This is a genomic window from Marinobacterium sp. MBR-111 (assembly GCF_040547585.1).
Classification (GTDB): Bacteria; Pseudomonadota; Gammaproteobacteria; order Pseudomonadales; family Balneatricaceae; genus Marinobacterium; species Marinobacterium iners.
The window spans coordinates 73,922-88,136 of the sequence record NZ_JBEPQA010000013.1; the positions used below are offsets into that span (position 1 = coordinate 73,922).

Sequence of the window (14,215 nt, forward strand, 5' to 3'; positions counted from 1 at the left end):
CGGCAGAAAACGCATTGCTTTTATGGCAGGATATCCCGCTGATCCAAGCGGAATCCTGTCATGAACAACATATCGAACCCCTCTGCCGGGCGAATGCCCGCACAGCAATGGTCCACCCGTCTTGCCTTCGTGCTGGCCGCTGCCGGTGCAGCGGTCGGGCTGGGCAATATCTGGAAATTTCCCTATATCGCTGGTGAAAATGGCGGCGGTGCCTTTGTGCTGGTCTATCTGGCATGTATCGCTGTATTGGGGCTGCCACTGCTGATGGCCGAAGTACTGATCGGTCGGCGCGGTCAGCAGAATCCGGTCAACTCCATGGGGGCTCTGGCACAGGAGGCGGGTGCCAGCCCACTGTGGAAAAACGTCGGCCGGTTGGGCGTGTTGACCGGCTTTCTGTTGCTCAGCTTCTATGTGGTGGTAGCTGGCTGGGCCCTGGCCTATATCCCTTTGACCGCCAGTGGTGTATTTGCCCAGCTGCAGCCAGCTGAAATCGGGCAGCAATTTGATGCGCATCTGCACAACCCGTGGGTATTGATTGGCTGGGGTACGCTGGTATTGGTGTTGACGCTGGGGATCGTCGGACGGGGTGTGCGCAGTGGTTTGGAAAAGGCTGCTAATCTGTTGATGCCGCTGCTGTTCCTGTTTCTGGTTATCCTGGTGGGCTTTGCCGCCAGCAGTGGTCACTTTGCACAAGCGGCCGCCTTCATGTTCAGCCCCGATTTCAGCAAGCTCAGCGCTTCCGGCATTTTACTGGCGCTGGGGCATGCCTTTTTTACCCTAAGCATCGGCGGTGGTGCGATGATGGTGTACGGCTCCTACCTGCCCAAGTCGGTGTCGATTGTGCGCACCTCCATCCTGATTGCCATACTGGATACAGCGGCTGCGCTGCTGGCGGGCATGGCGATTTTTCCGATTGTATTCGCGCATGGTCTCGAACCGGCAGGTGGTCCTGGGCTGATTTTCGTAACCCTGCCAATCGCTTTTGGTCAGATGCCGTTTGGCACGCTGTTTGGTACCTTGTTCTTCGTCATGCTGTCGGTAGCGGCACTTACCTCGGCATTCTCCTTGATTGAGCCGGCCATTGCCTGGCTGACAGAAAAGCGTGGCATGTCGCGGCTTCAAGCCTGCCTGCTCGGTGGCGGGGGCATCTGGTTGTTGAGCCTGGGTACAGTATTTTCCTTCAATATCGGTGCCGACTGGACCCTGGCCGGAAAGACATTTTTTGAGGCGCTGGATTATCTTACCTCTGGCTGGATGCTGCCACTGGGAGCTTTGTGCATGGCGTTGTTCACAGCCTGGGTTATGAAGCCGGAACATACGGCTGAAGAGTTGGGTGCACGCAAAGGGGTGTTGCGTATCTGGTTGCGGCTCATGCGCTATCTGGTACCGGTGATTATCCTGGTGATCTTTTTGCAGGCAGTGGGCGTCATTGCATTGTAGTTCGGTGCATAAAAAAGGCGCCCACAAGGAGCGCCAAATGAATGAGGGTTGCTTCTGGTCAGAAGCGGTAGTTGGCGGAGAGCCAGAAGTTGCGTGATTTCGCTTTCACGTTGTAGTCGTCGATGTAGTTGGGATCCCAGGTTGTACCGCCATCTTCTGTTGTGAAAATGGTCTGGTAGCTGGTGAAATCTTCATCCAGCAGGTTGTTGATGCGTGCGTTGACCGTGAAGTTCTTCGTCACGTTGTAGCTCGCACCCAGATGAAAGATGGTGTAGTCCTTGTAGAATTCCGGGTAATCCACGTCAGATGACCAGCCGCGTGGCGTACTGGTGAAGCGCTCTGAACGCATTTCAGCGGTGAGGTAGGTGCTGAATTGCGGTGTTGCCTGCCAGTTCAGTGTTGCGTTGGCCATGTGTTTGGCTGTGCCACTCAGAGGCTGACCTTCGTTGGCACCGCTGGTGATGCGCGCATCGGTGTAGGTATAGTTGGCGCGCAGGTATAGTGTGGGTGTCAGTTGATATTTACCCGCCAACTCAATACCGTCAATTTTGGCACTGTCGATGTTGATCAGCTGACTGAAGGTGTAACCATCGCCCAGCACCTGATTCCATTCCGGTGCCAGGTTGGCACAGTTGCCAGTGTTAGCGGCTGGGTCATCGCAGTGGTAGATGCCATCACCACTCTCGATCTTGTCCTTGAACTTGTTCGAGAATATGGTGGCGTTAAAGTTGTGGCCTTCCGGATGTGAGTAGTAGATCGCCAACTCGCTGTTGACGCTCGTTTCAGGCTGCAGGTCCGGCGTGCCATGGAAGGGGCGTGTACCCTGGCCACCAAAACCGGTGATGCCGTTATACAGATCGCTTGCTTTGGGGGCTTTATAGCCTGTGCTGACGCCGCCTTTCAGTGTCCATTCGGGTGTCAGATTCCAGTTGGCATAGACGCGAGGGCTGATATGACCACCAAAAATATTGTGGTGGTCATAGCGGACACCGCCGGTCAGAGTGAAGGCATCAGTCATCCCCCAGTTGTCTTCGGCAAAAAGTGACCACTGCTTGTGTTCCTGTACGCTGCCATTGGCAAAACCGCTGCCATTCATGCCAAACGTGCCATCTTCCATTTCGGCATCAATGTACTGACCGCCATATACCAGCCAGTGATCACCGATTTGTGAGTCCAGTTTGACATCCAGAGTGGTCTGGCGGGTTTCCAGTGCTCGTTTGGGGCGAGGCAGCAATGCCGCTTCTATCTCGGCATCCGTCGCACCGTCAGCCACCATCTGGTCATATTGCAGTCTTTCTGTTGCTGTCAGTGGCAGAGTGCGACCATCATTGCTGGTGGCAACATGGTGCAAGGTGATATCTGAGTGGCCAAAGGCCCAGTCACCCTCATGGCGTACGGAAAACTGATCACGGCTGAACTGCTGCTCCAGGGCGTAACCTGCACGCGGCAAACGGTTAACGCTGTCAGTGGTGCCAAGAGGGTTTGCACCATCGGATGGTTTGTTGTCGTAGGTTTGCTCGGATGTCTCGTAATCAAAGCTCAGATTCTGATTATCCGCCGGCTTGAAATCCAGCCGGATACCAAGGTTATGATTTTCATTCTCGGTGGTTTTGCCGCCAGCGCCATAGCCCAGCTCACGCGGTACCGGGTTACCGTTCGGGTCAACAATCTCAGCAAAATTGTGCTCTGAAGCATCACGCTCATACAGGCTGCCGCGAATGCCGATATTGAGAGTGTCCTGAATCAATGGGCCACTTACGGCGAAATCGGTTGTGGTGTCATTGCCGAAGTCGTCGTTGGTCTGATGGGTACGGCTGTGTGAAACCGAACCGTGCCACTCGGTACTGTTGCGTTTGGTGATGATGTTGATGACGCCACCCAGTGCGTCGGCTCCATACAAAGTTGAGGCCGGGCCACGGATGATTTCGATGCGCTCGATCATCTCCTTGGGCGGGATGTGGTTGAACTGGTTGCCGCCAAAGTTGTTCGGATAGATGTCACCCACGTTGTTCTGACGCTTGCCGTCGATCAGGATCAGAGTGTAATCAGCCCCCATGCCACGAATACTGATGCCACCCTGGCCGGTTTTGTCAGTAGTTTCACCCACATCGATACCCTCTACTTCACGCACTGCATCCAGCAGAGTGATATAGGGTTTTTTGTCCAGCTCTTCACGGGTGATTACGGTGATGGATGCAGGCGCATCTGTGAGTTTCTGCTCGATACCAGCGGCACTGATCACCATGGTATCCAGCTTGACGGCTTCTTCCGCATGGATGGATGCAGAGATGGCGGCACTCAAGGCGATTGCAGCAGTGCGGTAATGTGACTTCCTCACGTCTCTATCCTTTTCTCATTTCTAATTGGTTTTATATACAGCGAACCTGACACGGGTGTTCAAGTGGGAGGGAATCTAGCAACCAAAAATAAAAACGTCAATAAAAAGAATCATTATCATTTAGATTAAATTTGTTTTGTTCCCGCGGTTTCCCCAATAACGCAGTGGCAGGATACAAAACTTTACACTGATAATCATTATCATTCGTTGATGGTGATTGAGAATTGTTATAGTCTTTTGCGCTCTGCCGGTGATGGGGTCGTGGTAATGAATGGGGCAACACAAAGCGTGATGAGTGTTGATCAAACTGAAATGGAGCGTGTCTCTGAAGGCGCGCAAGGGAATGCTCAAGCTCGCAGCCGCTGGCTGCGCCGTTTGATGACTTGGCACTGGATCAGCTCGGCGCTGGCGCTTTTTGGCATGCTGCTGTTTGCGTTCACTGGTATCACCCTCAATCATGCCGGGCAGATTCCGGCGACGCCGGTGGTTGAGACCGTTGAGGCCCGGCTCCCGCCCGAACTGATTGAGTCTCTGTCATCGCGGACTGACGCTTCTCCGGCAAATCTGCCCGGTGACCTGCGTCGCTGGCTGGGGAAGGAGGGCATAGGTTTGGGTAACGCCCAGCCTGAATGGTCCGACTATGAACTTTACGTATCGCTGCCGCGTCCCGGCGGTGATGCATGGCTTAGTGTGGATTTCGAATCCGGCGAGCTGCTGTATGAATCCACCGATCGTGGCTGGATCTCCTATCTGAATGACCTGCACAAGGGGCGTAATACCGGCACCGCCTGGAGCTGGTTCATCGACCTCTTCGCCGTACTGTGCATCGTGTTCTGCCTGACGGGGCTTGGGGTTCTCTATTTACATGCGCGGGAGCGGATCAGTGTCTGGCCGATTACGGGGCTGGGTGTCATGGTGCCGCTGCTGCTTGCCATATTGCTGGTGCATTGACTGTGCATCTTGATCGAGGAGCGTTTATGCAATGGAAAACAACAGCAGCGGCTGCGCTGCTGGCTGTGGGCAGTTCAACCGCCATGGCCGCTGAATTGAAACTGGATGTGGAGATACCGGCGCTGCAGGTGGCGGAATACCACCGGCCCTATGTAGCGATCTGGATCGAAACCGACAAGGGGCGGCATCAGACCGATTTGGCGGTCTGGTACGACCTGGAGCTGAAAGACAACGAAGGCACCAAATGGCTCAAGGACTTGCGCCAGTGGTGGCGTCGCAGCGGCCGTCAGCTGGAGTTTCCGGTGGATGGCCTTTCGGGCGCAACCCGCCCGGTGGGCACCCACTCGCTGACCTTTGGTGATGAGCATGCAGGGCTGGTGGCCATGAAGCCTGGTGACTATCAGCTGGTGGTGGAAGCGGCCCGTGAAGTGGGTGGCCGTGAGCTGCTCAAGCTCCCGTTCACCTGGCCGGTTGCGGCCGCCAGCGAGCAGACTCAGAACGGCGAACATGAGTTGGGTCGTGTAACCCTCTCACTCAAGCCCTGATAGCAGCGGTTTTGAGTGATTGCGCTCGTGTAACCGTCCCCATTCAAACAAGGAGAATACAATGAATCTGAAACAACTGGCTGCCTGTTCACTGCTGGCCCTGGGCATGGGCGCTTCCATCGAAGCTCAGGCGCATCGTGCCTGGATGCTGCCCTCCGCGACCGTCCTGTCTGGCGAAAACGCCTGGGTCACCGTAGACGGCGCCATCTCCAACAATCTGTTCTATTTTGAACACCACCCACTGCAGCTGAACAATCTGGAGATTCTGTCGCCGAGTGGTAAATTGGTTGAAGCGCAGAATCAGGCTACTGGGAAATACCGTTCGGTATTTGATGTGGAGTTGGCAGAAGAGGGTACTTACACTCTGCAAAACCGTAACCAGGGCGTGTTTGGTCGTTACAAACTGGAAGGTGAGATGAAACGCTGGCGTGGCAGTGTAGACGAAATCAGCCAGATTCCGGCTGAAGCGGAAGATCTGCGCCTGAGTGAAATCGATAGTCGCATGCAGGTGTTTGTCACCAAGGGCGCCCCGACCGATGCCAACTTCAAAACCAGCGGTCAGGGCATCGAGTTGGTGCCGGTAACCCATCCGAATGATCTGTTTACTGGCGAACCGGTGGAGTTTCGCTTTTTGCTCGATGGTGAGCCGGCGGCTGATCTCGAAGTCACCCTGATCCGTCACGGCATCCGTTATCGTGATCAGGTTGAAGAGATCATTGTGAAATCCGATGCCAAGGGTCAGGTCAATCTGGAATTCAGCGAGCCGGGCATGTACTGGCTGGAAGTTGAGGCAGAGCGGGACAGCAAGCTGCTTGAAGGCGCCAAGCGTCGTCTGAGCTACAGCGCTACTCTGGAGGTGCTGCCGCTTTGAGGCATGCAGGCAAACTGATTCTTGCACTGCTGGCGCTGACCACGGCGCTGGTTTGGCAGATGGAGGACCTTGGCTCGGGCCGGCAGTGGCTGGCAACGCTGGTGCTGTCGGCCTACGCCCTGCTGTTGTGGTGGGCAAAGGTGCGCAGGCAGCGGCAGCAACCGGCTGTCAGTGGTGAAGCGGACTACCTGATCGCCTATGCCACTGAAACCGGCACCGCCCGCCAGCTGGCACAGCAGATGCGCAAGCGACTGGGCAAACAGGGCTGCACTGCAGCCCTGACCGAGCTCAACCGGTTGGCGGATCAGTCGCTGCCCGCCAAGGCGCTGCTGCTGGTCGCCAGTACCACTGGCCAGGGTGATGCCCCGCGCACAGGGGATCGCTGGCCAACCAACGATGACCTCAAGCGCTATGTGGACCTGCCCTTTGCCGTGCTGGCGCTGGGGGATCGCAGTTATCCACAGTTCTGTGCCTTCGGTCTGTCGGTTGCCGGTCAACTGCAGCAGGCGGGTGCCAAACCGCTATTCGCGCCGGTGCAGGTCAGTCAGGCTGACCCGGCCATGGTCAACTACTGGTATCAGTGTCTGCAGAAGGCGGCTGACATTCCGGTCTGATTTTGCTGCAATAGACGCATTATCAGACAGGACTTCATGTGGCCGCTTCCAACCCTTCATTTTTATCCCGTTATCTGCTTCGTCCCCTGTGGCGAGTGCTTTGGCGTGCCCTGCTGGTATGGTTGATTGTAACCGCGGTTGTGACAGTGGCGCTGCGTTATGTGGACCCGCCGTTCTGGTCCTGGATGATCTGGCGCGGCATTACAACGCCCGAAGGCTATCCCGAGCGCTATCGCCACCAATGGGTGGATTTGGATGCCATTCCTCTTCACATGCAGCTGGCGGTGGTTGCGGCCGAGGATCAGCGTTTTCCCCTGCATGGGGGGGTGGATTTCAAGGAGCTGGAGCAGGCAATACGCGATGCGATAGCCGGGAAGTCTCTGCGCGGAGCCAGCACCCTGACCCAACAGACTGCCAAAAACCTGTTCCTCTGGCCAGGACGTGACTGGACCCGCAAGGGACTTGAATTGCCGTTGGCGCTGTTGCTGGAACAGGTTTGGGGCAAGCAGCGAACGCTGGAGGTTTATCTTAATATCGTCGAGTTCGGCCCCGGTGTGTATGGTGTTGGTGCGGCAAGCGAGTACTGGTTTGACAAGCCGGTACAGCGGCTGAGCCGGAATGAGGCTGCACGGCTGGCGGCGATACTGCCCAACCCCTGGGTCTATTCGGCTCAGCCGCCTTCGCGTCATGTGCGCCAGCGTACTGACTGGGTATTGCGTCAGATGCAGCAACTGGGGCCAGACTGGATCGCCAATATCGAGTAATGGTTATAAGCTGTTCAGTTTTTATGCTTATTGTGACAGAATTGCGCGTTTCCACGCACGCAACTGCAGGCTCCATGAACCGTCGGCAGTGATCCCGTGTACTTCCTCTTTCCGCTTTCGTGTCGGTGTACCAGACTGAACGGAAGAACGTTGCGGCTGATCGCCGTAACCCAAAACGGATGATGACCGATGATTCGACAATCGCCTTTGGCTCTGTTGCCGCTGGGCCTGTTCCTTGCGCTGTTTATTGGCAGTGGTCTCTACTACCAGTCTGCCGGTGTTGATTTCGCCTTCTACCAGATCTCGGCTCCCGTAGCGATTCTGCCTGCCATTGTCTTGGCGCTGATCCTGCAAAAGGGAAGGCTGAATGAGCGTATCGAGACGTTTATCAGCGGTGTGGGCGAGCATACGATCATTACGATGGCACTGATCTTTCTGCTCGCGGGTGCCTTTGCCAGTGTGGCCAAGGCCGTGGGGGGTGTGGATGCCACCGTTAATTTTGGCCTGAGTATCATCCCGCCCCAGTTCGTGTTGCCGGGCCTGTTCGTGATTACGGCCTTTATCGCCACGTCCATGGGAACGTCCATGGGCACGATTGCCGCAGTCGCTCCCATTGCAGTCGGCGTTGCGGAAGCGACCGACCTGTCCCTGTTGCTGGCAATCGGTACAGTGGTGGGTGGCGCCATGTTCGGTGATAACCTGTCGATCATCTCCGATACCACCATTGCTGCGACCCGTACCCAGGGCTGTGAAATGAAGGACAAGTTTCGACTCAACTTCAAGATTGCCTTGCCGGCAGCATTGCTGACACTGGTCTGGCTCTATATTCAGGGCAGCAGTGCCCGGGTGGAGGCGCCGGGTGAGTATGAGCTGCTGCGCGTGTTGCCCTATCTGGCCGTACTGGTGCTGGCGCTGTCAGGGTTGAATGTCATGGTTGTACTCTTTGTGGGCATTCTGCTGGCGGGAGGTGTAGGGCTGTTTGCGACGGATGGCTACTCAATCGCACAGTGGTCCAAGGATATCTATGCGGGCTATACCGGCATGCAGGAAATTCTGATCCTGTCGCTCTTGATTGGTGGTTTGGGGGCTCTGATGAAGTCTCAGGGAGGACTGATCTGGCTCTCCAGCATGATTGACAGGCTGTCGCGCCAGAGCAGCGATCCCAAAAAACATCGCCGCTCAGGTGAGGTCAGCATCAGTGCCGCCGTGGCGCTGACTAACATCTGTACTGCCAATAATACGGTCTCGATTATCATCTCTGGTGGCCTGGCCAGGGACATTGCCGAGCGCTACGGTGTTGACCCGCGTCGCAGTGCCAGTTTGATGGATATTTTCTCCTGTGTCGTTCAGGGCATGCTGCCATATGGTGCTCAGGTGCTGCTGGCTGGATCGATAGCTGGACTGTCGCCGCTCTTGCTTGCGGGCAACATTCATTACTGTTGGGTGTTGGCAGGCGCTGGACTGGTATCGATTATGCTTGGCAAGCCAGGTGTCCCTGCCTCTCGGCACTGAGTGGATTCGCTCTCGCAGCTGAAGCGCGGCGCTTTCGCTCCTGATGAGAAGGCGCTTTCGCTCCTGATGAGAAGGCGCTGGCTCTATTCTCTATGAAATTTTCATGAAGCGCTTTGTGGTCTTACTGCAACCTCTTGTGCTCAGGATCAATAAATCAGACAATGGTTAATAGTAATCTATCTCATTATCAATATTGATCAGAGGGAGCTTGTCTTATGTCATCGCGCTTTACCTGGAAACCCCTTGCGCTGGTCATATCCGCATCTGTTGTGTTGACGGCCTGTAACCAATCGGAAGCTGAGCAGGTATCAGTGAATACCCAACCCGCACAGGCGGTTGAGCAGTCTGTTGCGAGCCAGCAGGCTGTTACACAGCAGCAGGTTGTGGTGCATTATGCGGACCTTGCCCATGCCACTTACAAGGATTCATTGGTCACGGCGCAGGCGCTGAAACAGGCAATTGCAGAACTGTTGGCATCTCCGACCGAAGCGAATCTGCAGTCAGCTCGTGAAGCATGGTTGAAAGCACGAGTGGCCTATCAGCAGTCTGAGGTATTTCGCTTCGGCAATGCCGTTGTCGATGACTGGGAAGGCCAGCTCAACGCCTGGCCGCTGGATGAGGGCATGATCGATTACGTCAAAGAGGCTGACTACCAGTATGAACTGGGCAACGAAGGCGCTCTGGCTAACATCATTGCCAGTGAAAGTCTTCAGGTAGGCGGTGAAACCATCGATGTCAGTGAAATCACCCCACAGCTGCTGGCAGATCTGAACGAAATCGGCGGCTCCGAAGCGAATGTGGCCAGTGGCTATCACGCCATCGAGTTTCTGCTCTGGGGGCAGGACCTGAACGGCTTTGCCGTAGGTGCCGGTGAGCGTTCCGTCAGTGACTTTGCGCAGGGCGAAAACTGCACCAATGGCAATTGTGACCGCCGCGGCCAGTACTTGACGGCTGCATCCGAGCTGTTGGTTCAGGACTTGGAGTGGATGGTTGCACAGTGGGCACCGGGTGCGCAGGATAACTATCGCGCCGAATTGCTGGCCGCTGATACATCAGAAGTTGTACGGCGCATGCTGTTCGGCATGGGATCTCTGTCTCTGGGTGAGCTGGCTGGTGAGCGCATGAAAGTGGCTCTGGAAGCCAATTCCTATGAAGATGAGCACGATTGCTTCAGTGACAACACGCATAACTCTCATTACTACAACGCCAAAGGTATCCAGAACGTCTACCTGGGGCGCTATGTCAGTACCAGTGGTGAAGAGCTGAAAGGCCCGTCCCTGTCTGATCTGGTTGCGACCCAGGACACTGAGCTGGATACGCGTGTGAAGTCTGACCTGGCTTCCAGCATGCAGGCGCTTGAAGTCATGGTTGCCGCTGCCGAGAGCAGTGAAGCGCCGATGCCGTTTGACATGATGATTGCTCCTGGCAACGCAAAGGGCGCTGAGATCATCAATGCGGCGATCATGGCGCTGGTTAAACAGACCGGCAGCATTGAACAGGTAGCTGGAAAACTGGGGATCACCTCGCTGGAGCCTGATACCGCCGGTCACAGCTTCTGAGAACTCAGGCCATGCATCTGCCATGGCTTTCAAATGCAATAACCTTCGTTTGACCGGGCAAGGATGCTCGGCTGACCACCGTGAGAAGACAACAATGAACATGTTACGCAGCGGACTGTTGGCCCTGATGCTGCCGCTGGCCTCGTCCAGCCTGGCTCAGACGGACTATCCGATTCAAACCAATCCGAAAAGTGGTGGCGAGGGCAGTGTGGCCCAATCTGACCACAATGCCTATTCATTGCCACAGGCCAACCTGGCCATGAGCGAAAGGCTGAATTTCAGCGTTGGTAACAGTTTTTTTCGCAACCCCTGGGTGATCGCGCCGGCCAGCACGGATGCCCGTGATGGCCTTGGTCCTCTGTTCAACACCAACTCCTGCCAGGGCTGTCATATCAAGGATGGCCGTGGCCACCCGCATGAGCCTGGTGAGCCGCCCGTTTCCATATTCCTGCGCCTGGCGGTGCTGGGCGACCCGGATGAGAATGCCGAAGCCATCCGCCAACACGGCTTCATTCCCGCGCCGGTATACGGTACTCAGCTGCAAACTGCCGCCATTCCGGGTATGGAGCCCGAAGCCGATCTGTTGCTGGAATGGAAAGAGCGAGAAGAAAAACTGGCTGACGGTACGGTTGTGAAACTGCGTGAGCCCGTTTTTACCATTGAGAACCCCCGCTACGGCCCACTGCCGGAAGGCTTGTTGACTTCACCCCGTGTTGCTCCTCCCATGATTGGTCTGGGGTTGCTTGAGGCTATTCCTGAAGAAGATATCCTGGCGGCAGAGGATCCGGATGACCGGGATGGAAACGGTATTTCCGGTCGTGCCAACCGTGTCTGGGACAAAGCGACCAAGACCAGCGGCGTCTTGGGGCGTTTTGGTCTGAAGGCGGCCGAGCCCAATGTGATGCAGCAAAGCATGGGTGCGTTTGCCGGCGATATGGGGCTGACATCGACACTGGCACCTCATACTGATTGTACGCCTGAGCAGGGCTGTGAGCGTTTTCCGAATGGTGGCGATATCGAAGTCAGCGACAAGATCGCCAACTTTGTCGGTTTCTACGCCTCCAGTCTGGCAGTACCGGAGCGTCGTGACATGGATGACATGGATGTGCAGAAGGGAGCAAAGTTATTTAATGAAGCGGGCTGTGCAGCCTGTCATACACCGCGGTATGTAACGGGTCAGGTCAATGGTCGACCGGATCTGAGTGGGCAGGAAATATGGCCCTACACCGACCTTCTGCTGCACGATATGGGACCGGGGCTGGCTGACAATCGTCCCGAGTTTCTAGCCAATGGTCAGGAGTGGCGCACTGCACCGCTTTGGGGTGTAGGGCTTGCACAGTTGATCAACCCGCGAGCCGGTTTCCTGCACGACAGTCGTGCTCGGACTCTGGAGGAGGCCATTTTGTGGCACGGAGGTGAGGCGCAGGCGGCAAAAGAGGTATATCGGGCACTAGACGCGCAACAGCGCGCGACACTGATCAGGTTTCTGGAGTCTCTGTAATGAAAAAACTGGCATGTATGGTTGTTGCCGCAGTATTACCGCTTGCCGCGCATGCGCAAACGCCTCTGCAGAGCTGGCACGCAGACCTGTCACAGGGATATGCCCGGTTGGCCGCTACATCAGGTCAGCTCTCCGAAGCACTGAATCAGTATTGTGCGATGCCTGATGCAGCGGGACAGTCGGCTGTTCGAGAGCAGTGGATAAAGGCATTCATGGCTTGGCAGGCCGTTCGTTTTGTCGAGTTTGGACCGATCGAGCAGGACAGTATGGGCTGGCAGATGCAGTTCTGGCCGGACAAGAAAAATCTGATTGCCCGTAAGAGTCAGATGCTGCTGCGCAGCGAAACACCGGTCACGGCCGAGACGCTGGCGAACGAAGGGGTGGCCGTAAAAGGATTCCCGGCGCTGGAATATCTGTTGTTTGAGCATGAAGCCAAAAGCGGCCCGGGCAGTGCCTGTCCTTTATCGTCTGTTATTGGTAATCAGCTTGAAGCCAATGCTGAAACACTGGCGCAAAACTGGCAGCAGTTTCAGCCTCACTTTGAGTCCCGTGACACGTACACCGCTGATATGGTGAAATCGGCGATCCACGCCACCGAAATTATTCGTGACAAGCGCCTTGGAGAGCCCATGGGACTGCATGGCAGCAATCGGCGGTTGCACTTTTTGGCCGATGCCTGGCGCAGTGAGCAGTCACTGGCGACTGTTCAGGCCTCACTGGAAGGGCTGAACGACTACTTCATGCCCGGGCTTGAGCAGGTCTTGAAAGACTCGGCGCCGGAGTTGCTGCAGGAAACCCGTGAGCGGCTGACCGCGGCACTCGAAAAGGCCCGCGCATTGCCGTCTGGCATGAAAGCGTTGCTGAACAACGATGAGGGCTATGCACAATTGCAGTCCCTGTTCATCAGCATGGATGCGCTGGTGATCCATCTCAATGATCGCGTTGCGGTCGAGCTGGGCATTGTGAAGGGTTTCAACTCCAGTGACGGTGACTGATCATGCTCAAGCGTCGTGATTTTATGCTGGGCATGGCTTCAGCCGCTGCCTTGGCATCTCTGTCCCCCGGGTTGCTGGCCCAAACCCGCGAGGGCTACTTCATCAGTGCAGCCAATACGGCGGCGGGTGAACATCGTGTGCTGATTGCGGATGAACAGGGACGTGTGCTGCACAGCCTCGAGGTGGCCGAGCGTTGCCATGCGGGCTGTCTGCGACCGGCGTCTGATGAGGTGGCCTTCTTCTCGCGCAGACCTGGCCGGCAGCTCAATATTATCGATGCGAAGCAGGGCCGGCTGGTTCAGGTAGTAACCTCTGAACCGGGTGAGCACTTCTATGGTCACGGGGCATTTTCGCCCGAAGGCGACCTGCTCTATGCAACGGCGCACCGCTATAAGGAAAGCGAAGGGGTACTCAACGTATACGCGGCTGACCAATCTTACCGCCTGATAGGTCAGATCCAGCTTGGCGTAATGGACCCGCACGAGGTGCGGTTGCATCCCAATGGGCGTGATCTGGTGGTTGCCGCGGGTGGTATTCAGACCCATCCCGACTACGGCCGGATTAAGCTCAATCTTGATCGGATGCAGCCGGCCCTGCTGGTCGTGGATCGTCTCACGGGCAAGGTGACTCAACGGCATCAGCCGTCTCACCACCAGCTCAGCATGCATCATCTGGATATCAGCCCCGAGGGGATTGTAGTGGCTGGCTATCAGTTTGAGGGGGCTGAGTGGGAGCGGCCCAACCTGATTGCCTGGCTCGATGTCCAGAAGCAGCGATTTGAAGAGATCCGTTTGCCGGATGCCAATCAACAGGTGCTGCGCAATTACATCGCCAGTGTGGCGATGGATGCAGTGACTGGAATGGTTGCCGTTACGGCTCCTCGCGGCAACCGTGTAGTCCTGTTGGACTATCGCCGACGTCGCTATCTGCACAGCATTGAGCTGCAGGATGTATCGGGCGTGTTACCCCTGCCGGAAGGCGGTTTCATCTGCACATCGGGAATGGGGGGCGTCTATCGCCTGGCACCTGGCAGCCAAGAGTTGCAGCAAGTCAGATCTGACAGCATCCGTTGGGACAATCATCTGACGCAGGTGTGAATCTGTCGATTTGACGGGGGGCGGAGAT

At 56.2% G+C, this 14,215-nt stretch carries 12 protein-coding genes; 11 read left to right on the top strand and 1 reads right to left on the bottom strand.

Annotated elements, in window-relative coordinates:
* The first annotated feature begins 60 nt into the window (after positions 1–60).
* Positions 61–1,440: a sodium-dependent transporter gene (locus ABIE61_RS10845; RefSeq protein ID WP_354409365.1), complete on the top strand. Its 1,380-nt coding sequence runs from the start codon at positions 61–63 to the stop codon at positions 1,438–1,440.
* 58 nt (positions 1,441–1,498) lie between these two features.
* Here the strand turns inward: ABIE61_RS10845 and ABIE61_RS10850 are convergent, their stop codons facing one another.
* Positions 1,499–3,778, bottom strand: coding sequence for a TonB-dependent receptor domain-containing protein (locus ABIE61_RS10850; protein ID WP_354409368.1), 2,280 nt, complete (start codon positions 3,776–3,778; stop codon positions 1,499–1,501).
* Between the two features lie 267 nt (positions 3,779–4,045).
* On the opposite strand from ABIE61_RS10850, the gene ABIE61_RS10855 reads away from it, so the two are divergent.
* The 10 genes from ABIE61_RS10855 (at position 4,046) to ABIE61_RS10900 (ending at position 14,187) form a co-directional block, all read left to right on the top strand.
* Positions 4,046–4,729, top strand: a complete 684-nt coding sequence (locus ABIE61_RS10855; RefSeq protein WP_354409370.1) for a PepSY-associated TM helix domain-containing protein — start codon at positions 4,046–4,048, stop codon at positions 4,727–4,729.
* A gap of 26 nt (positions 4,730–4,755) precedes the next feature.
* Entirely contained in the window at positions 4,756–5,274 is a 519-nt protein-coding gene (locus ABIE61_RS10860; protein ID WP_091821618.1) for a DUF2271 domain-containing protein, read from the top strand.
* Between the two features lie 61 nt (positions 5,275–5,335).
* On the top strand, positions 5,336–6,145 hold the full coding sequence (locus tag ABIE61_RS10865) for a DUF4198 domain-containing protein (RefSeq protein WP_091821615.1): 810 nt from the start codon (positions 5,336–5,338) through the stop codon (positions 6,143–6,145).
* Positions 6,142–6,759, top strand: coding sequence for a flavodoxin domain-containing protein (locus ABIE61_RS10870; RefSeq protein ID WP_206839422.1), 618 nt, complete (start codon positions 6,142–6,144; stop codon positions 6,757–6,759). The genes ABIE61_RS10865 and ABIE61_RS10870 overlap by 4 nt, the downstream gene beginning before the upstream one ends.
* Positions 6,760–6,797: 38 nt before the next feature.
* Positions 6,798–7,523, top strand: a complete 726-nt coding sequence (gene mtgA, locus ABIE61_RS10875; RefSeq protein ID WP_354409374.1) for a monofunctional biosynthetic peptidoglycan transglycosylase — start codon at positions 6,798–6,800, stop codon at positions 7,521–7,523.
* 189 nt (positions 7,524–7,712) lie between these two features.
* Positions 7,713–9,035 carry a Na+/H+ antiporter NhaC family protein gene (locus ABIE61_RS10880; RefSeq protein ID WP_091821605.1) on the top strand — a complete coding sequence of 441 codons (1,323 nt, stop codon included), beginning with the start codon at positions 7,713–7,715 and terminating at the stop codon, positions 9,033–9,035.
* A gap of 215 nt (positions 9,036–9,250) precedes the next feature.
* Positions 9,251–10,594, top strand: coding sequence for an imelysin family protein (locus ABIE61_RS10885; RefSeq protein WP_354409378.1), 1,344 nt, complete (start codon positions 9,251–9,253; stop codon positions 10,592–10,594).
* 94 nt (positions 10,595–10,688) lie between these two features.
* Positions 10,689–12,095: a di-heme oxidoreductase family protein gene (locus tag ABIE61_RS10890; RefSeq protein ID WP_206839430.1), complete on the top strand. Its 1,407-nt coding sequence runs from the start codon at positions 10,689–10,691 to the stop codon at positions 12,093–12,095.
* Positions 12,095–13,090 carry an imelysin family protein gene (locus ABIE61_RS10895; protein WP_354409382.1) on the top strand — a complete coding sequence of 332 codons (996 nt, stop codon included), beginning with the start codon at positions 12,095–12,097 and terminating at the stop codon, positions 13,088–13,090. Before ABIE61_RS10890 ends, ABIE61_RS10895 begins: the two co-directional genes overlap by 1 nt.
* A gap of 2 nt (positions 13,091–13,092) precedes the next feature.
* Positions 13,093–14,187: a DUF1513 domain-containing protein gene (locus tag ABIE61_RS10900; protein WP_354409385.1), complete on the top strand. Its 1,095-nt coding sequence runs from the start codon at positions 13,093–13,095 to the stop codon at positions 14,185–14,187.
* Positions 14,188–14,215: the final 28 nt, after the last annotated feature.